Raw genomic sequence first — 22,480 nt, 5'->3', positions numbered from 1 at the left:
TTTTTTTTGAAAGTTACAAGGCATTCAAGGATGGCCCATTTGGGTAGCCGGAGACCCTTTTAGTTCTCCAATTCATACAATTTATCCTATCAAATCAATCACTTAGATGGGCTTCTTGCCGCTTAATTGGCCCGATAACGATCAAGCCAGACCACATCCTTCCCTATAAATAACTATTAAATTAGCAATTTTTTACAATTTAATACGACAAAAACACGCGGGTACTCCAATTGGCCAATTTACTTTGAGTGTGTGCCTCTTTAACATCGCTATACCTCTCAAAGTATCAACTTATGGCCTCAATTTTTGCGAATCACATCCAAGAAGTATGCTTTTGTGCAAATTTAATCGCTCATAAAAGCATCAAAAACAATACCAAGGTATTGAAAACTTCGGCGTCTTTTGTTTCGTATTTGCCGTGTCCTGAGCCCACAAGCCAGGTCAGCGGGTACGCATTTGCAGGCTGTGAAGGTTCTTTGCCCCCCGAATTAGCCCGCTGAATTTTCCTCCGTTTCACCAGAACCGAAACCTCCCACTCATCCAAAGCGCGATCCGCCCCATTCGCACTCGATCACCCGTTTAAAGAGAAGCACCATGTCCAAGAAGTTCAAAATAGTCGTCAATACCGGCAACGCAGACAACAACCAGAGCGTGGACGTCACGCAGGGGCAGGGCGGTCGTGGGCAGCCGGTGCGCCTGAAAGCCAAGGCCGGTGCCAAGTACCAACTGCTGGATCTTGAAAAAGCCAAGGCTGTGGGCCCGGACTACGTCAAAGTCAAACGCGTGGGCAAAAACCTGCACATCCTGTTTGAGGGCAGCACCGAAGCCGATGTGATCATCGAGGACTACTACGACGTCATGCCCGAGGGCTACAACGGCGTGGTGGGACAAGCCGAAAATGGCAACTTCTACGAGTACATCCCAGAGGACCCGGACGCCAAAGGCCTGATCCCTCAGCTGGCCGATGGTGGCCAAGCGGTGAGTGTGGCGCTGGGTGGTGCAGAAGTGGTGGGTTCGGGCGCTGCGCTTGCGGTCTTGGCCTTCAACCCCTTGTTGGCGGGCCTGGGCCTTTTGGGCGCGGGCGCGGCGGCGGCAGCAGTAGCGGGCGGTGCTGGCGGTACAACTGCCTCTGAGGATGTGACCATCACCGCCGTCGCCGACAACGTGGGCAACACGGACAACGCCAGCGTCAATCTCAGCGCTGGCGGCTTGACCAATGACAACACGCCCACACTCACCGGCCTCGCCCCGGCAGGTAGCGTGGTGACCATCCGTGACGGCGAGGCCGTGCTCGGCACGACCACGGCAGACGCCAATGGCGTGTGGAGCTTTACGCCCGCAACACTGGCCGAAGGTAACCACAGCTTCACCGCCACCGCCGAGGTGGCGGGCAGCCCCGCAACCAGCGCTGCATTTGCCATCGTTATAGACACCGTGACGCCCACCGTCGCCGTGAGCGTGCCCAAAACAAGTTTGGCCACAGGTGAGAGCGTCACCGTCACGTTCACACTGTCCGAAGCCAGCGCAGACTTTGTTCTGGGCGACATCACCGCCGTGGGGGGCACGCTCAGCAATTTGCAAGGCAGCGGCACCAGCTACACCGCCACGTTCACCCCCAATGCGGGTATCACCAGTGCCATGGTCTTTGTGGACAGCGACAAGTTTCGCGACGCAGCGGGCAACCTCAACAAAGACGGCGCTGAAGCCAACAACACCGTGTCCTTCAACGTGGGCACCGGCTCTGCCACCAACAACGCACTGGCTATCACCAGCGTCACCGACAACGCGGCCAACACCCCAGAAGGGGCGGCCATCAACATCGCCGCAGGCGGCCTGACCAACGACAGCACCCCCACCGTCAACGGCACGGCCCCGGCCGGCAGCGTGGTCACACTGCGCGACGGAGCCACTGTGCTGGGCACGACCACCGCCAACGCCCAAGGCGTGTGGAGCTTCACGCCCTCAGCCTTGCCTGAGGGCGCGCGCAGCCTGAGCGCTAGCACCACCGTCAACGGTGCAACCACCAATGCCGGGCCCTTTGCCTTCACGGTGGACACCAACGCCCCCACCATTGCTGTGAGCGTAGACAAAACCATCTTGGCCAATGGCGAGACCGCCACACTCAGCTTCACCCTGAGTGAGCCCAGCGCCGACTTCCAGGCCAGCGACATCACCTCGCCCAGCGGCGCCATCACCAACTTGCAAGGCGTGCCCGGCACCGGCAACGCCAGCACCGGATTTACCCAATACACCGCCACCTTCACACCCAATGCGGGCGTCACCAGCGCCGCCATCGTGGTCTCCAGTGATCGATTCAGCGACGCGGCGGGCAACCTCAACAAAGATGGCGCCGAGATCAATAACGCTGTCTCTTTGGCCATCAACAACGCCAACACCTTGGTCAGCATCGACAACGCCACCGACAACGTTGGCAATCCGAACAACGCGTTGCAGAACCTGACCAACGGCGCCAGCACCAACGACACCACACCCACCCTCAATGGCAAGGCACCGCCCGGCACGCCCGTCACCATCCGCGACGGCAACACTGTACTGGGCACGGCCACGGCAGATGCCAATGGCAACTGGTCCTTCACCACACCTACATTGACACAAGGCAGCCGCAGCCTCGTGGCTTCATTTGTGGCCAACGGTGTCACCAACACCAGCAACCCCTACACCTTGGTCATCGATACCACTGCGCCCACCATTCAAGTCAGTGCAGACCAAACGCGCTTGCTCAATGCCGGCGATACGGCCACCGTATTCTTTGATCTGTCGGAGCCCAGCACCGACCTCACGAATGCCGACATCACCCTGAGCGGCGGCACCTTGAGCACTCTACAAGGCGTGCCAGGCACCGGCAACGCCACCACTGGCTTTACCCGCTACACTGCCACCTTCACCAAAACCACAGGCAGCACCACGTCTGTGGCGGTTGCTAGTGCCCGCTTCAGCGATGCGGCAGGCAACGTCAATGCCGACGGCGCCGACGCCAACAACACCTGGACATTCAGCGCCACTCCAGCCACCGCCACCAGCATTGGCAGCGTGACCGACAATGCTGGCAATTCCAACAATGCGGTTGAGAGCCTGAACAATGGTGGCAAAACCAACGACAACACTCCCACCCTCAATGGCCGAGGCACACCGGGTGAACAAGTCACCATCCGCGACGGCAACACCATCTTGGGCACCACCACCGTCAACCCTGACGGTAGCTGGTCCTTCACACCCTCGCCAGCCCTGAGCGAAGGCCCACACAGCTTCACGGCCACCACCCCATCGGGCGGCACCAGCGCACCTTTTAACGTTGACATCGACACCATCGCTCCGACAGCTCCTGGCATTGGCGACCTGACCGACAACGTCGGCGCTGCCACGGGTAGCATTGCCAACAACACCAGCACCGACGACACCACACCCACATTGAGTGGCACCGCCGAAGCCGGCAGCACCGTCAGAATCTTTGATACCATCAACGGCGTCACCACCCAAATCGGTACGGCCACTGCCGACGCCAACGGCGCCTGGAGCTTCACCCCCGTCACCGCCCTGGCCAACGGCGCACACAGCCTCACCGCCAAAGCGGTCGATGCCGCAGGCAACGAAGGCCCTGCATCTCCTGCACGCAACTTCACTGTTGCCGCAGATGCCAGCCCCACCGCTCCAGCAGCCCCCGCCATCACCAGCGTCACTGACAACGTTGGCAGCGTCACAGGCAACATCGCCAAGGGCACGACCAGCGACGACAACACCCCCACCGTCAACGGCACCGGCACACCCGGCACCGTGGTCACCGTCTTCAATGGCACCACCCCCGTGGGCACCGCCACCGTTGGCACGAACGGCCAATGGAGCGTCACCACCTCGGCCCTGACAGGCCCCGCCATCAGCCTGAGCGCGACCACCACGGATGCCGCTGGCAACACCAGCGCCCCCACTGGCGCCTACCCCTACACGCTGGACACCGCAGCCCCAGCCAAGCCTAGCTTTGCCGCCACGGACAACGTAGGCCCCACCACTGGCGCCATTGCCGGTGGCAGCACCACAGACGACACCACCCCCACGTTCTCCGGCACCACCGAGCCCGGTGCCGTGGTTGTCATCCGCGACGGCGAAACCGTGCTGGGCACCACCACAGCCCGACCCGACGGCACATGGAGCATCACGCCCACCGAGCCCTTGAGCAACGGCCCGCACAACATCACCCAAACCGTCACAGACCCAGCGGGCAACAGCAGCACCAGCGACCCGCTGAGCTTTACTGTTGACGCCAGCGCCGTCATCGTCAGCATCACCAAAGCGGTGGACAACGTGGCGGCCAACACCGGCGATGTGGCAGACAACGGCGTCACCAACGACACCACCCCCACCTTGGTGGGCAAAGCCACGGCCAACGCGGTGGTCACGCTGCGTGAGGGCACCACGGTGCTGGGCACCACCACCGCAGACGCCAACGGCAACTGGAGCTTCACGACACCCGTGCAAAGCTCGGGCGAGCGCAACTTCAGCGCATCCGCCACCAACGCCGCAGGCACCAGCGGCACAGCCAACTTCAAATTGACCATTGACGCCAGCGCACCGTCAGTCCCCTCGGGTCTGAGCGTGAACGACGATGTGGGCACCGTGCAAGGCAGCGTGCCCAATGGCGGCACCACCGACGACACCACGCCCACCATCAGCGGCAGCGCAGAAGCGGGCTCGGTGGTCACCATCCGCGATGGCGAGACCGTGCTGGGCACCACCACCGTGCGCCCCGATGGCACCTGGAGCTTCACGCCCACTCAAGCCCTGGCCGCAGGTCCCCACAGCATCACCAGCACCGCCACCGACCCGGCAGGCAACACCGGCCCCGCGTCGACCGCACAAACCTTCACCATTGACACCACAGCGCCGTCCACCAGGGTGGACATCACGGGCATCACCAACGACACCGGCGTCAGCAGCACCGACTTCATCACCAGCGACAACAACGGCCTGACCGTCAGCGCCACTTTGAGCGCACCGCTGGCCACCGGAGAAAAACTCTTCTACTCGCGTGACAACGGCGCAACTTGGATCGACATCACCGCCAGCGTGAACGGCACGGCTGTCAGCGCCGTGGACAGTCAACTCACCAGCACTGCCACCATCCGCATGCAAGTGCGCGACGCGGCCGGCAACGCAGGGCCCACAGACAGCCAGCTCGTCACCATCGATGCCAGCGGCAGCAACAACAGCAACAGCAACGGCAGCACCAGCACCGACCCCAACACCGCGGCCACCGTCAGCATCACCGCCATCAGCACAGACACAGGCACCAGCACGTCCGACTTCATCACCAGCGACCAGACACTGAGCTACTCGGGCACCGTGTCAGGCTTCACAGCCAACGGCGCAGCCGTGCAGTTGGTCTTGACCGACGCCTCAGGGATCGAAGTGGGCCGCACTTTTGTGACACCCGCTGCCAACGGCAGCTGGACATGGGACAACACCGGCGTCACCCGCGCCAGCGGCAACTACACCCTGACTGCCACGGTGGTGGACGCTGCAGGCAACCGCACCAACACCGCTGCGGCAGGCCAAGATACGCAGCTGGTCACCGTTGACACCACAGCGCCCAGCCAGGAAACCACCGACCCGCTCAACCCCAGCGCTGCAGCGGGCAAAGCCAGCATCACGCTCGATCCGGTAACCGCCGACAACATCGTCAACGCCACCGAATCTGCGCAAGCCAACGTCGCCATCACCGGCACCGCCCGTGGTGAGTTCACAGCAGGTGACGTCGTCACACTCACCGTCAACGGCAAAACCTTCACCGGCAGCGTCAACGCCCAAGGTGCGTTCAGCATCAACGTGCCCGGCGCTGACCTCTTGGCCGACAGCGACAAGACCGTGGCCGCCAGCCTGGCCGCCAAAGACGCAGCAGGCAACACCGGCACCGTCACCGACACCCAGGTCTACACCACCGACACCACAAGTCCGTTCACCACGGTGGACATCACCCGCATCAGCCTAGACACCGGTGCCAGCAACAGCGACTTCACCACCAGCGACAACAACGGCCTGACGATCGGTGCCACGCTGAGCACCGCATTGGCCACGGGTGAGAAGTTGTTCTACTCCAAAGACAACGGCAGCACCTGGACCGACATCACCGGCAGCGTCAACGGCACCGCCGTCAGCCATGTCGACAGCACGCTCACCAGCACCACCACCATCCGCATGCAAGTGCGCGATGCGGCCGGCAATGCCGGTGCCACCGACAGCCAGCTCGTCACCATCGACACGAGCGCGCCCACACAAGAAAACACCACCCCGCTCACGCCCGATGCCGCAGCGGGCAAAGCCAGCGTCACGCTCGCCCCGATCACTGCCGACAACATCGTCAACTCAGTCGAAGGCGCACAAGCCAGCGTTGCCATCACCGGCACCGCCCGTGGCGACTTCACCGCAGGCGACGTCGTCACCTTGGCGGTCAACGGCAAAACCTTCACCGGCAGCGTCAACGCCCAAGGTGCGTTCAGCATCAACGTGCCCGGCACCGACCTGCGCGATGCAGGCACCAAAACCGTCACGGCCAGTCTGGCCGCCACAGACCTGGCCGGTAACACGGGCACCATCACCGACACCCAGGACTACACCGTCGACACCACAGCGCCGACCACCACCGTCAACATCACTGCCATCACCAACGACACCGGCGTCAGTGGCAGCGACTTCATCACCAACGACAACGATGGCTTGACCATCAGCGCCACGCTCAGCGCCGCCCTGGCCACTGGCGAGAAACTGTTCTACTCGCGTGACAACGGCGCAACCTGGATTGACATCACCACCAGCGTGAGCGGCACCATCGTCAGCGCACGCGACGACCAACTCACCAGCACCGCCACCATCCTCATGCAAGTGCGCGACGCCGCAGGCAACCCTGGTATCAGCGACAGCCAACTGGTCACCATCGACACCACCGCGCCCACCGAAGAAGGCGCCACACCCCTGACGCCTACAGCAGGTAAAACCAGCCTGATCCTCGACGACGTCACCGCCGACAACACCGTCAGCGGTGTTGAAGGCGCACAGACCAATGTTGCCATCACAGGCACAGCGCGTGGTGACTTCACCGCAGGCGACGTGGTCACCCTCACCATCAACGGCAAAACCTTCACCGGTGAAGTGGCCACCAACGGCCGCTTCAGCATCAATGTGCGCGGTGCCGACTTGCTCGCTGACGGCGACAAAACCATTACAGCCACCCTGGATGCGCACGATGCGGCCGGCAACTTTGCGCCCATCTCGGCCACCAAAACTTACCTGACCGACACCATCGCCCCCAATGACGGCGCAGCACCTACGGTCAGCATCACCACCGACAGCAACAACGACGGCCTCGTCAGCCGCAGCGAAATCGGCCAAAGCAACACCTTCACCGTGCGTGCCAGCTTTGACAAAACCAAAGTCGAGGCCGGTGACAAAGTCATTTTCAACGACGGCAGCATGACCGAGACAGTCACACTGAGCGCCACGGACATCATCAACGGCTTTGCCAGCATCACCTTTGGCAAACCCGCCGAAGGCGGCACCCTGACCGTCACCGCCCAACTGCAAGACAAAGTCGGCAATAACGGCGCCGTCAGCGCCAGCGACAGCGCTCGCCTGGACACCACCGGCCCGGCCCCCGTCGTCAGCCCCGAAAGCATCATCAACCCCCCAGCGGGCAAAGCCAGCCTGAGCATTGACAACGTCACCGCCGACAACATCGTCAACCTGGCCGAATCGGCCCTCACCAACGTGGCCATCACGGGCACCGCACGTGGCGAATTCAAAGCTGGCGACACCGTCACCCTGACCGTCAACGGCCGCAACTTCAGCGGCACCGTCAACGCCAGTGGCCAATACAGCATCAACGTCAGCGGTGCAGACCTCAAAGCCGACGGCGACAAAACCATCGACGCCACCCTGACCGCCACCGATGCCGCTGGCAACACCGGTGCCATCACAGCCAACAAGCTCTACACCTTGGACGACAACACCCCCAACGGCGGTGCTGCCCCCACGGTGGAAATCACCACCGACGCCAACAACGACGGCCTGGTCAGCAGCAACGAGCTGGGCAGCTCGCAAAACTTCGCGGTCAAAGGCAGTTTTGACAAAACCAAAGTCGTCGCCGGTGACCTGCTCGTCTTCAGCAACGGCACCACCACCAACACCATCAACCTCACGCAAGCCGACATCGATGCCGGTTTTGCCACCACCACCTTCGCCAAACCAGCCGAAGGCGCCGCCCTGACCGTCACCGCCGTGGTGCGCGACATCGCAGGCAACACCAGTGCCAGCAGCACCGCCGACAGCGCCACACTCGACACCACCGGCCCCGCACAAGAAAGCACCAACCCCACCAGCCCAGCCGCTGGCAAAACCAGCTTGGTGCTGAACGACGTCACCGCCGACAACATCTTGAGCGCTGCCGAAAGTGGCACCACTATTGCCATCACCGGCACCGCGCGTGGCGAATTCAAAGCCGGTGACACCGTCACGCTCACCATCAACAGCAAAACCTTCACTGGCACCTTGGTCACCGGCGGCACCTTCAGCATCAACGTGCCCGGCGCAGACCTGGCCGCAGACAGCGACACCGTCATCGACGCCAGCTTGCTCGCCACCGACGCTGCAGGCAACACCGGCACCATCACCGCCACCAAAGACTACAGCGCCAACACCAGCGCCCCCAACGGTGGCGACGCTCCCACACTCACCATCGACACCGACGCCAACAACGACGGCTTGGTCAGCTTTGGTGAAATCGGCAACAGCAGCGGCACGCCCAATACCACGCTCACCGTCAGCGCCAAGTTCGACAGCGCCAAAGTGGCTGTGGGCGACACGGTCACCTTCACCGACACCGGCACTGGCACCGTCAAGACCGTGACCCTCACCCAGGCCATGAAGGACGCGGGCAAAGCCAGCACCACCTTCACCAGCCCTGGCGACGGTGCCACCTTCAACGTCAAAGCCAGCCTGACCGACGGCGTGCTGGGCAACACCGGCCCCGAAGCCACCGACAGCGCCAAACTTGACCTGTCCAACCTCGACCCCGTCAGCCCCTCTACCAAACAAGGCGTTGGCATCCGCATCACCACAGACACCGACGACAACGGCATCCTCAACACCACCGAGATCAACGGCGCCACCACCGCCAGCGTCACCGTCACCCTGCCCACCGACGCCAAAGCAGGCGACGTCTTGGTCATCACCGGCACCGGCAACGACAGCAAAACCATCACCCTGAGTGCAGCGCAAATCTCTGCAGGCAACCTGACCGCCAGCTTCACACTGCCCGCCAACGGCAGCCAACTCGAAGTCAGCGCCCGAGTCGCCGACACCGCAGGCAACACCAGCAACTTGGCCACTGACGCAGCCACCGTCAACACCACACCCGTTGGTGCACCCACCGTCGAAATCACCACCGACAGCAACAACGACGGCTTCATCAACCGCACCGAACTGGGCGGTGCCACCACCGTCAGCATCAAAACCACACTGCCCAGCGGCGCGGTTGTGGGCGACACCATCACCGTCACCGACGGCAGTACGACCAAAACCCACACCTTGGTCCAAGCCGACCTTGACGCCGGATTTGTCACCGACAGCTTCAGCGCACCGGCCAACGACGCCACGCTCAACATCAGCGCCACCCGCACCAACAGTGCAGGCAACGTCAGCAGCGCCGGCACCGACAAAGCCATTGTGGATACCAGCAGCTTCGCAGACCCCACAGACGCCACCAAAACGGGTCTCAAAGTCACCCTGGGCACCGACACCAACAACGACGGCTTCATCAGCGGCAGCGAACTCACCAGCCAATTCAAGGCCACCATCGCACTGCCCGCGCAAGCCGCAGCCGGTGACACCATCACCCTGAAAGCCAGCGGCAACAACCCGCGCAGCATCACCCTCACAGCCGCGCACATCACCGCAGGCAAGGTCGAAGTCACCGACCTCACCGCCACTGGCGACGGCACCACCTTCACCGTCAGCGCCAGCATCACCGACCGCGCCGGCAACACCAGCCCCACCCCGGACGCCAGCGACAGCGCCAACATCCAAAGTGCCGCGCCCAACGGCGGCGTTGCGCCCACCGTCACCATCACCACCGATGACGACAACAACGGCTTTGTCAACGCCACCGAGATCGGCACCGCCACCACCTTCACCGTCAAAGGCAGCTTTGACAATACCAAAGTCATGGCCGGTGACCAAATCGTCTTCAGCGACGGCAGCAACACCCAAACCATCACCCTGAGCGCGGCCGACATTGGCAACGGCTTTGCCACCACCACCTTTGCCAAACCCGCAGAAGGCGGCACCCTCACCGTCAACGCCAAACTGCAAGACAGCTTGGGCAACAGCACAGCCAGCAGCGCCAACGACAGCGCCAAACTCGACACCAGTGCTCCCAACGGCGAAGCTGCGCCCGTGGTCAGCATCACCACCGACGCCAACAACGACGGCTTCGTCAGCGCCGCCGAACTGGGCAGCGCCACCACCTTCACCGCCCGCGCCACCTTTGACAAAACCAAAGTCGTTGCCGGCGACATCCTCGTCTTTACCAACGGTGCCATCGTCAAAATGGTGACGCTCACCGCCACCGACATCAGCAACGGCTTTGGCACCACCACCTTCGACAAACCCGCCGAAGGCGCCACCCTGCAAGTCAGTGCCACTGTCATGGACACGGCGGGCAACGTGGCCTCCGAAAGCAACGTCGACAGCGCGCAGCTCGACACCACCGGACCCGCCCAAGAAACGGCCAACCCCGGTAACCCCGCAGTTGGCAAAGCCAGCCTGACGCTCGACAAAGTCACCGCCGACAACGTCCTCAACGCTGCCGAGAGCGCCCAAAGCGCCATCGCCATCACCGGCAAAGTGCGCGGTGAATTCACCACCGGCGACACCGTCACCCTGCGCGTCAACAACACCGACTTCACAGGCCAAGTTGCTGCTGACGGCACCTTCAGCATCAACGTCAGCGGTGCCAACTTGCTGGCCGACAGTGACCTCACCGTCGCTGCCAGCTTGGTGGCCAATGACAAAGCGGGCAACCCTGGCACCATCACCGCCAACCAAGCCTACACACTGGACAGCATCGCCCCCAACGGCAGCGCAGCACCCACTGTCACCATCACCACCGACGCCAACAACGACGGCTTGGTCAACGCCAGTGAAATTGGCACGGCCAACACCTTTGCCGTGCGCGCCAACTTTGACAAAACCAAAGTCACCGTGGGCGACAAAGTGCTCTTCAGCGACGGCACCACCACCAACACCGTCACCCTCGCGCAAGCCGACCTCGACGCCGGATTTGCCACCACCACCTACGCCAAGCCCAGCGAAGGTGCCACCCTGAGCGTCACCGCCAAATTGCAAGACCCCGAAGGCAACAACAGTGCCACGAGCACAGCCGACAGCGCCAAACTCGACACCACCGGTCCACTGCCCGTGGTCAACCCCGAAGACCCACTCAACCCACCATCCGGCAAAACCAGCCTCGTGCTGGACAGCGTGACCGCTGACAACATTGTCAACACCGTCGAAGGTGCCCAAGCCAGCATCGCCATCACCGGCACCGTGCGTGGCGAATTCACCACCGGCGACGTCGTCACCCTCACCATCAACGGCAAAACCTTCACCGGCGCTGTCGCCGCCAACGGCCGCTTCAGCATCAACACCACGGGCGCGGACCTGCTGGCCGACAACGACACCACCGTCGCTGCCAGCCTGGCTGCAAAAGACGCCGCGGGCAACACCGGCACCATCACCGATGACCAGGTCTACAGCACCGATGCCACTGCCCCCACCACCACGGTGGACATCACCGGCATCACCGACGACACCGGCGTCAGCAACAGCGACTTCATCACCAGCGACAACAACGGCCTGACCATCAGGGCCACGCTCAGCGCCGCCTTGGCCACCGGCGAAAAGTTGTTCTACTCCAAACACAACGGCACCACCTGGATCGACATCACCACCAGCGTCAGCGGCACCAACGTCAGCGCAGTGGACACCAGCTTGACCAGCACCGCCACCATCCAGATGCAAGTGCGTGACGAATCGGGCAACGCAGGCGTATCCGACAGCCAATTGGTCACCATCGACACCAGCGGCAGCAACAACAGCAACAGCAACGGCGGCGACAGCGCCGACCCGAACGCCTCGTCCTCCACCTCCGTCAGCATCGACGCCATCAGCACCGACAGCGGCACCAGTACGATCGATTTCATCACCAACGACCCGACCCTCACCTACAGCGGCACGGTCAGCAACTTCACCGCCAACGGCGACGCCGTCAAACTCGTCCTCAAAGACGCTAGCGGCACAGAAGTGGGCAGCACCTTCGTCACACCCGCGAGCAACGGCACTTGGTCGTGGGACAACACCGGCGTCACGCGTGCCAGCGGCAACTACACCCTGAGCGCTACCATCGTGGACAAAGCAGGGAACACCGTGACCGGTGCAGGCACCGACAGCCAAATCGTCACCATCGACACCGACGGCGGCAAAAACACCGACAACAGCAACGGCAGCGCCACACCACAAACCGACGCCAACAAAGACGCCACCGTCAGCATCACCGGCATCAGCCTGGACAGCGGCACCAGCGCCAGCGACTTCGTCACCAACGACCAAACCCTGGTCTACAACGGCACCGTCGGCAGCTTCACCGCCAACGGTGACGTGGTTCAGCTCGAACTCAAAAACGCCGCAGGCACCGTGGTTGGCAGCACCTTTGTCACCCCCGCCAGCAACGGCACTTGGAGCTGGAGCGACACCGGCGTGACCCGCGACAGCGGCAACTACACCCTGATCGCCACCATCGTTGACAAAGCAGGCAACCGCACCAACACAGCAGCTGCAGGCACCGACAGCCAAATCGTCACCGTCGACAACTCCGCCACACAAGGCACCGACAACAGCAACGGCAGCAACACCCCTGCAACCGACGCCAACACCAACGCCAGCATCGCCATTGCGTCCATCGTGGACAGCACCCTGGCCTCCAGCGACACCGGCACCAGCGCCAACGACTTCATCACACAAGACCGCAGCCTGGCCATCAAAGGCACCGTCACCGACTTCGTCAGCACCGGCAACGCCACAGGCGCTGCCGTGCGCGTGCAAATCCTCAAAGCAGACAACACCGTGGCGGCCGAAGGCCTGGTCACGCCCGACAGCAGTGGCAACTGGACCTTCAACAACACCGTCAACGACCTGATCGACGGTGCCTATACCGTCAAAGCCAGCATCGTCGATTTGGCCGGCAACGCCGTCAAAGCCGCCACCGACAAAACCCTGATCATTGACAACAGCGCCAGCACCAACCCGGCCAACAACCCCGCCACCGATGGCAACTCGGGCAGCACCGTCAGCGTCAGCGTCACCGCCATCGACGACGGCAACAGCGCCACCGGCAACGCCAACGGCTCCAAAGACAACGGCACCAGCGCCACTGACTTTGTCACCAACGACAACACCCTCGTCATCAAAGGCACCACCGCCAACTTCAGCAGCACCGGCGGCGCCAGCGGCGACCGCGTGCGCGTGCAACTGCTCAAGGCAGACGGCACCTTGCAAGCCGAAGCCTTTGTGCAACCCGACACCAACGGTGCCTGGTCCTGGGACCGCACCGGCATCCAACAAGCCGACGGCAAATACACCCTCAAAGCCGACATCGTTGACGCTGCAGGCAACGTGGTCAAAGCGGGCAACAGCCAGGCCCTGGTCATCGACACCGATGCCGCCAACAACCCCAACAACGGCACAGGAGCAGCAGGCTCAGACAGCAACGCCACCAGCACCCTCACGCTGGCCATCACCAGCATCGTGGACAGCGGGGCCAACGACTCCAAAGACACCGGCGTCAGTGCCACCGACTTCATCACCAATGACCAAACGCTGGTCATCAAAGGCACCGCAGCAGGCTTCAGCAACACCGGCGCACAAGCGGGCGACCAACTGCGCGTGCAAATCGTCAAAGCCGATGGCTCCCTGGCCGCATCGCAATTCGTCACCGTCGACGGCTCGGGCAACTGGGCGCTGGACAACCACGCCAACACCTTGGCAGAAGGCACCTACACCCTCAAGGCCGACGTGGTCGACCTGGCGGGCAACGTCGTCAAGAGCACCACAAAAACGCTCAAAGTTGACACCACCAACGCCGAACAAGTCGATGCCCTGAACATCAACAAAGACACCCCCAGCAGCGCGGGCACCAGCAACACCGACTGGAAAATCTTCAGCGACGGCACCACCAAAGGCCAAACCATCTTTGGCACCGTTGGCACCGGCGAAGCCCTGAGCAAAGTCGAAATCAGCACCGACGGCGGCACCACCTGGGCGGCCGGTGACCTCAGCGGCGACCTCGTCAAGTTCTATCTGGACACCCCGCTGAGCACAGGCACCAAAACCTTCCAGTTCCGCACCACCGACCTGGCCGGAAACGTCTCCAGCGGCAGCACACAACAGCTCGTTGTCGAAGCCCTGGCCACCACCAGCACCAGCGGCATCACCCTCGTGGCCGACGGAGCCACCCAAGTCCTGCCTAGCACCAGCACCGGCATCTCGTTTGCCGGTGCAGGCGCACCCGGCTCAGGCTCTGGCGGTGCACAAACCTTTGAACTGAGTGCCAGCGCCATCGCCAACTACCTGGTCAACGCCACCCCCAGCGCCAACTGGGTCAATGCCGGTGCGGGCATCGACACCCTCAAAGTCACAGGAACAGGCACCACGCTCGACCTGAACAACCTCACCGACTTCTACACCACCACCAAACTGCAAGGCTTTGAAATCATCGACCTGGAAAGCGACAGCGGTGCACAAAACGTCATCGGCGACGCCACCGCCTTCGCCTCGTTTGGCACCGCCAGCTGGCTCACCAACATCAACCTGCTGAGCAACTACCAACTGGTCGTTCGCGGCAACACCGGCGACAAACTCGTGCTCTCGGCTGGTGACGGCTACGACACCACAGGCTGGGTCAAAGGTGCCAAAGACCTGCCATTTGCCACCGACCCGGCCAACAGCAACGCCTCCGTCAGCGACGGCCGCACCTACACCCGCTGGTCCAACGCCTCGCTCAAAATCGACTTGCTCGTCGACAACGACATCGAAACCAGCAACAAGTTCGTCAGCTTCAACAGCATCAGCACCGACACCGGCAGCAGTGCCAGTGACCTGATCACCACCGACACCACCCTCAGCCTCAGCGGAGCCACCAGCGGCCTGGCCACGGGCGAAGTGGTTAAGGTCACCGTGCTCAACAGCAGCAACGTCAAAGTGGTCGACAACGTCACCGCCACCGTCACCAACGGCGTCTGGACCCTGGACAACCAGGCCAACGCACTGGCGCTGGGCAACTACACCGTCAAAACCAACATTGTCAGCAGCGGTGGCGCCACCTTGGCCACTGGGCAAGACCGCATCGTCCAAGTCATCGCCGCCAACGACACCCCCGTCAACAACGGCCTGACCGCCCAAAGCACCAACGAAGACACTGCCCTGGCCATCACCGGCCTGAGCATGACCGACGCCACCAACAACGGCGACAACTACACCGTCACCCTGGGCGTGACCAACGGCGTACTCAATGTCAGCGGCGGCACCGCCACCATTACAGGCAGCGGCACCAACACCGTCACCCTCACCGGCACCAAAGCGGCCATCAACGCCACACTGGCGACCACCGTCAGCTTTGCACCCACTGCCAACTTCAGCGGCAGCGCACAGCTGACCATGACCACCAACGACGGCAGCTTGGGCGACGCCAAAACCGACACCGACACCATCACCATCACCGTCAATTCGGTCAACGACGCCCCGGTTGTTGTCACCAGCGCCACTGCCCGCAGCTACACCGAAAACGCAGCAGGCGTCGCCGCCAACGACACCCTCACCCTGAGCGATGCCGACAGCGCCAACCTGACGGGTGCCACCGTGCAAATCACCTCCGGTCGTACCACCGGTGACGTGCTCTCCTTCACCAACGCCAACGGCATCACCGGCAGCTTCGACGCCGCCTCCGGCAAACTCACCCTGAGCGGCACCGCCACTGTGGCGCAGTACCAAGCCGCGCTGCAAAGCGTCACCTACAGCAGCACAAGCGACAACCCCACCGCCACCAGCGGCAGCCGCACCCTCAGCTGGCAAGTGAACGACGGCCAGTCTGCCAACAACGCCTCCAACGTCGGCACCAGCACCATCAACCTGACCGCTGTCAACGATGCACCTGCCATCAGTGCGTCCATCAGCTACCGTGGCCTGGAAGATGCAGCTGCGCCTGTGAATGGCACCACCACGGGCACGCTCATCTCCAGCCTCACCGCGGGCAAAGATGCGGACAACACCAACGTAGGCATTGCCATCACAGGGCCGCTGCAGACAACGACCAACGGGACCGCCTTCTACAGCTTGGACGGTGGCGCGACTTGGCTCGACCTCACCGCCAAATGCGCCAGCTGCAGTGCCACCAACGCCTTCTTGCTCGACGGCAACGCCCGCCTGTGGTTCTCTGGCAAAGCCGATTTCTCAGGACAACTGTCTAAAGCCAATATCCGCCTGTGGGACGGAACTGATGGTTCCACCACGGGCACCTTCAAAGACATCTCTGCCCTCACGGGCGCTGGAGATGCCTACTCCACGGCAAGCACATTTAACCTCAACTTTGACATCACCGATATCAACGACGCGCCAACGCTGGTGGTCACCACACAAGGCGGCAGCCAATCGATCGGCAGCAGCACCGCAGTGACCGCCTTCAGCGCGGCCACAGCCACCCTGGGCAACAGAGACACTGTGCAAACCATCAAGGCCCTCAAATTCACAGTGAGCGGCTTGCAAGACGGTGCAGATGAAAAAATCACCCTCGACGGCAGCACCTTCAGCCTGACCAACGGCACCAGCGGAACCACCACCACCAACGGTATCGCATTCAGTGTTTCTGTAACCAATGGCACGGCCACCGTAGACCTCAGCAGCAGCGCTGGTTTGAGCACTGCCAACACGGAAATCCTTGTTAAGAGCATTCAGTACATCAACACCAATGCCACGGCCAGCCTAGGTGGCCGTGTGCTAACTATTAGCAGCCTGCAGGACACCGGTGGCACTGCCAACGGCGGCGTTGATACCGCCACACTCAGTTTGGCCAGCACCATCACCGTGGTCGCTGCCAACGCAGCCCCTGTGCTTGCTGACGTTAGCCTCAGTATGAACAGCTTGCCATCGTCGGCCACTCCCGCTAACCCCACGGGTGCAGTCGGCACTTTGGTCTCAGATTTTGTAGGTGCCGTCACCGATGCCAACAGCACCAACGGCAAAGGCATCGCCATAAACGCGATCGACACCAGCAAAGGCAGCCTGTTCTTCAGCACCAACGGCGGCACCACTTGGACGGCTGTGGACACCAGCACCGCGCTCAGCGACAGCCGCGCCTTCTTGCTCAAGTCCGACACGGACAACCGCGTGTACTTCAAACCCAACGCCAACTTCACAGGCAGCATCAGCAGCGCCTTCACCTTCCGCGCGTGGGACCAAACCAGCGGCACTGAAGGCGCGTTTGTGAACATCAGCGCTACCAACGCGAAAGGTGGCACCACCGCTTACTCGTTGGCGACCGATACGGTGAATCAGACGGTGACGACTTCGGTTGTCACGTTGACGAATGGCATTGTGGGTGTCGCATCCGCCACAACAGGCTACAACACGGGTTCTTCAGTGTCTTACCTGGGTGACGTCAACGGTGATGGCTACGATGACTTTGTGATCGGTCAGCACCCCAACTTCTCGCCCTCTGACGCGCGTGCGTTTGTGGTGTTCGGTTCATCTACACCGATCACATCATTGGAGTTGTCAAGTATCACAGCAGGAGGCTCGTCGAACGGTTTTGTCATTAGGACTGACAGAGGGAGCTCTAAGCTAGGCATCAACGTTTCAGCGGCAGGAGATATGAACGGTGACGGTTTGGCCGATATTCTCGTCGCAGATACGAACGCGCAAGCCACCAATGGTGGCAACACCAGTGCAGTGTTTGTGGTTTACGGTAAGACCAACAGCAATACAGTCACTGTGGACACTTTCCGAGCTACAGCAACATCTGAGGGCTATGCAATACTGGGTCGTCAGTCGTCGATAGTCAATACAGCTGGTGACCTCAACGGTGACGGTCTGAACGATATCTTGTCCGCTGGTAGTACCAGTTCGGTTCTTTTTGGAACCGAACCCAATGCTTCAACCGGGATCAATGCTTCTTATGATTTGGGATCGCCACCAACAGGTGCCTTTGATTACGGCTTCAACACTTCCAATGTTGGCTACGCCAGCAATGCTGGCGATGTCAACGGAGATGGGTTTGGTGACTTTGTCTTCGGCAACAACCTTGCTGACATCAATGGCCAGACACGCGCAGGTTCGGCACGTGTCAGTTTTGGAGGCACCAGCACAGCAGCTTCCACCACGGGATTTGACATTGTCGGTTTCACCGCCAACCAAAACGTGGGCCAAAGTGTTTCCGGCGTCGGAGACGTCAACGGTGACGGTTTGGCTGACGTGGTGGTTCACGACATTATTGCCTCCGGACAGGGGGGCAATAGCTATGTGGTTTTTGGTAAAACAGACACTGCGACGGTTAACCTGACTTCACTGACTGCAGCCAATGCCTCTGGCGGCTTCATGATCAAGGGTACCACTGGCACCGGTAACACGAGTACGGAATTCCTATCCGGTTTGTCAGCCTCGTATGCGGGAGACATCAACGGCGATGGCTTGGCCGACATGTTGTTGGCCTCAGGCCTGTCTGGTCCAAACGGCCGCGTTTTTGTGGTGTACGGAAAAACAAGTACCACTGCACTCAACTTCTCTGACATTGCTCAAGGCAGTGGTGGATTCGTCATCAATGGTGCTTCTGCAGATGATCAATTGGGCGGTATCGCATTCAATGACGGCAGTGCTGTTTCTTACGGTGGTGACATCAACGGTGACGGCTTTGACGACTTATTGGTTGGAGCGCCTAGCGCTGAGCCGAGCAGTGGCAGCATCACCAACGTGGGTCGGACTTACGTCATCTATGGTGGCACTCAGTTCGCTACAGGGATGGTGGCTAACGGAACAGGCGGAGCGGGCAGCGAACAAGTGATTGGCACCACGGGCAATGACACGCTCACTGGTGGGGGTGGAGTTGACCGCTTTAACGCAGGCCGTGGCAATGACGTGATTGTGCTGACCGCATCAGATGTAACCAATCTGGCCAACAACACAAGCGCAGCAGTCAAAGCCATGGTGGACGGCGGACAAGGCTTCGATACCATTCGCCTGATGAATGGGGGAACCTTAGACCTCACCACCATCAGAAACGTCAGCGCCAGTGCGTATGACGGCGCTAGCCGTATCAACAGCATTGAGCGCATCAATATGGGCCAAGATGTCGCTGCCAACACACTGATCATCGCAAGCAGAGATGTCAACGACATGGCGGGCTTTAACAGCATCCACACGGGTACCCCCAGCGACGATGGCAAAACCTGGACCAACGTGACGGGCACAGCATTGAGCGCCACCACCCGGTTCCATCAGTTTCTGGTCGATGGCACCAATGTCGATGCGGTTAGCTTGAAGTCTGGCACTGGCACTTGGACCAATGCAGGAACTGTTAAAGACGGCGCTACCGAATACGTGGTCTGGCAAAACACGGCGACTAAATCCCAAGTCATTGTCAATAAGCTCGTGACCGTGACCGCCAATGTGGCCCCAGTGTTGCTGGACTTGAACCGTGATGGCACCATTGGCTATGCCTCAACCGTGATGGACGTCAACAGCGACGGCACTTTGGACGCCACCCACTGGGCTGCTCCGCAAGACGGCGTGCTGGTGTGGGACAAATACGCCGACGGCATGGTGCACGACCACAGCCAGTTTGCGTTTGCCCAAAACGGGGGTACCGACTTGCAAGGTTTGGCTGAAGTGTTTGACACCAACCACGACGGCCAGTTGAACGAAGCCGACGCGAAGTTTGCCGAGTTCAAAGTTTGGCAAGACGCCAACGGCAACGGCGTGAGCGATGCTGGCGAGGTGCGCAGCTTGGCTGACTTGGGCATCACGTCGATCGACTTGACGAGCGATGGCACCACGCGCACGCCAGTGGCGGGTGTGACCGAGGCGGGTCGGTCCACAGCGCAGTTGGCCGATGGTTCTTCTGTGCTGGTGGCCGACGCAGCGTTCGAATACCGCAGCGCCTCTGCGGCCGAGGCGGCATCGCACGCCGTGGGGCAGGGCGACAACGTGTTCAAGCTGTTTGGTGGTCTGTCTTTGGACTTGTCCGCCGTGACAGACGCAGCCAAGTTGACCGAGGTGAACGCCTCCGCCGACGCCGCTGCCAACACCATCAAGCTGACCCTGACCGATATGTTGGGCGCAAGCGGTGTGGATGCGGTTTCGGGCGACATGCACCAACTGATGTTGACCGGCGACGCCAACGACACGGCCCTGCTCAGCGCCAACGAGTGGCTGTCTACCGATTCCACCGTCACTCAAAACGGCCGCACCTACGCCGTCTACAACGCCGCCAACGACACCACAGCCCAACTGCTGCTCGACCAGCAAATGGCGGTGACGCACAACGGCTGATTCGTCAGTTGCTTCGCGAGGGGCTAAATGCCTGGACCCCGGGTCGGAGCCCGGGGTGACAGCTCTCCTGTCATCCCGGACTAGATCCGGGATCCAGTCTTCGTCAGTCGCTTCGCGAAGGGCTAAACGTCTGGACCCCGGGTCAAGCCCGGGGTGACAGGTTTGTCGCTTCGCGAAGGGCTAAACGTCTGGACCCCGGGTCAAGCCCGGGGTGACAGGTTTGTCGCTTCGCGAAGGGCTAAATGCCTGGACCCCGGGTCAAGCCCGGGGTGACAAATCAAATGTCATCCCGCACTTGATGCGGGATCCAGTCTTCGGCGGCTCAAGGCATGCTGGTCAACAGATAGATCAGAACCTTTTGATACTGAATGTGATACTATGAATACGGCTTTGAAGCTACAGCAAGCCATGCGCCGCAATCCGGCAAATGACTGGCGCATGGATGACTTGTTGGCATTGGCCAAACGCCATGGGTTGAGCGTACGAAGCACGGGTGGTAGTCATCATGTGTTTGTCCATTCGCAATTAACCGATACGTTGTCAGTGCCCGCAAGGCGACCCATCAAAGCCATTTACATCAAGCATTTTTTGCTGTTGTTGGATGCACTTCAGGAGCAGTCGTATGGTCAAGAAGATTAAAAAGGTGGTGCCACCGTTTCCGTTTGAGGCCTACAGCCATGTGCTGAGCCCTATCGCCGCTGAAGATGGCGGTGGCTTCATGTTCACGATGCCTGATATCCCAGGTGTTGTGGCCGATGGCGAAACGATGGACCAGGCCATGAGCGATGGTCGCGAGGCTTTTGAGGCCACTGTCAGCACCTTGTTGGACTTGGGCCGTGAGGTGCCGCACCCCACTTTGCGGAGCGAAGATTTCACGCCCATTGCTGCATCGGGCAAGTTTGTTTCGCGTGTGCCCCGTTCAATGCATGTGCAGTTGGTGGCAAGAGCCAAGCGCGAAGGCGTTTCGCTCAATACATTGGTGCTGACCTTGATTGCAGAAGGCTTGGGCAGAGGCAGCGCACACGCTGTGTGAGCGTGATGTCATCCTGCACTCGCTTTTGTCATCCCGGACCCGCTTCTGTCATCCCGGACCCGATCCGGGATCCAGTGCCCCCGCTTGTCATCCCGCACTTGATGCGGGATCCAGTGCCCCCGCTTGTCATCCCGCACTTGATGCGGGATCCAGTCTTCGTCAGTCGCTTCGCGTAAGGCTAAACGTCTGGACCCCGGGTCGGAGCCCGGGGTGACAAGAAGGGTGTCATCCCGCACTCGATGCGGGATCCAGTCACATTTCGATACGATTGAGCTGCGTTGAGATGAGACAAAATCGCCCAAAGAATTTAGCCTATCTGGATGTCGTACTTCGTCTACATCTTGGCCAGCCAGCGCAATGGAACGCTTTATGTGGGCGTGACGAACAATTTGGTTCGGCGTGTCCACGAGCACCGCGAGAAGTTGGTGAAGGGCTTCACGGCTGAGCATGGTGTGACTCATTTGGTGTGGTTTGATCAAACGGACAGCATCGAAGAAGCGATTGCCCATGAAAAACGCCTCAAACGTTGGCGGCGTGAGTGGAAGTTGGCCTTGATCGAAAAAAGTAATCCGCAGTGGCTTGATTTGTACGATGGAATTTTGTGAGTTTTGGCCCTTGCTTATGTCAGTACCTCGTACTGGTTAGTCGCTTCGCGAAAGCTTAAATGCCTGGACCCCGGGTCAAGCCCGGGGTGACAAATCAAATGTCATCCCGGACTCGATCCGGGATCCAGTGCCCCGCTGTCATCCCGCACTTGATGCGGGATCCAGTCTCTTTTATTTCTGAATTCCA

The 22,480-nt window shown here is 60.9% G+C and carries 4 protein-coding genes; all 4 read left to right on the top strand.

Features of this window, described 5'->3' with window-relative positions; translation table 11 throughout:
* Positions 1-594 precede the first annotated feature (594 nt).
* On the top strand, positions 595-20,655 hold the full coding sequence (locus tag L63ED372_RS10845) for an Ig-like domain-containing protein (protein WP_062405971.1): 20,061 nt from the start codon (positions 595-597) through the stop codon (positions 20,653-20,655).
* A gap of 378 nt (positions 20,656-21,033) precedes the next feature.
* On the top strand, positions 21,034-21,294 hold the full coding sequence (locus L63ED372_RS10840; protein ID WP_062405970.1) for a type II toxin-antitoxin system HicA family toxin: 261 nt from the start codon (positions 21,034-21,036) through the stop codon (positions 21,292-21,294).
* Positions 21,278-21,688, top strand: a complete 411-nt coding sequence (locus tag L63ED372_RS10835) for a type II toxin-antitoxin system HicB family antitoxin (protein ID WP_062405969.1) — start codon at positions 21,278-21,280, stop codon at positions 21,686-21,688. Before L63ED372_RS10840 ends, L63ED372_RS10835 begins: the two co-directional genes overlap by 17 nt.
* Positions 21,689-22,029: 341 nt before the next feature.
* Positions 22,030-22,293: a GIY-YIG nuclease family protein gene (locus L63ED372_RS10830; protein ID WP_231624482.1), complete on the top strand. Its 264-nt coding sequence runs from the start codon at positions 22,030-22,032 to the stop codon at positions 22,291-22,293.
* Positions 22,294-22,480: the final 187 nt, after the last annotated feature.

The sequence above is a fragment of the Limnohabitans sp. 63ED37-2 genome, assembly GCF_001412535.1.
Classification (GTDB): Bacteria; Pseudomonadota; Gammaproteobacteria; order Burkholderiales; family Burkholderiaceae_C; genus Limnohabitans_A.
Note: the sequence above shows the minus strand (reverse complement) of the source record. Positions and strands in the feature narration are given on the sequence as shown.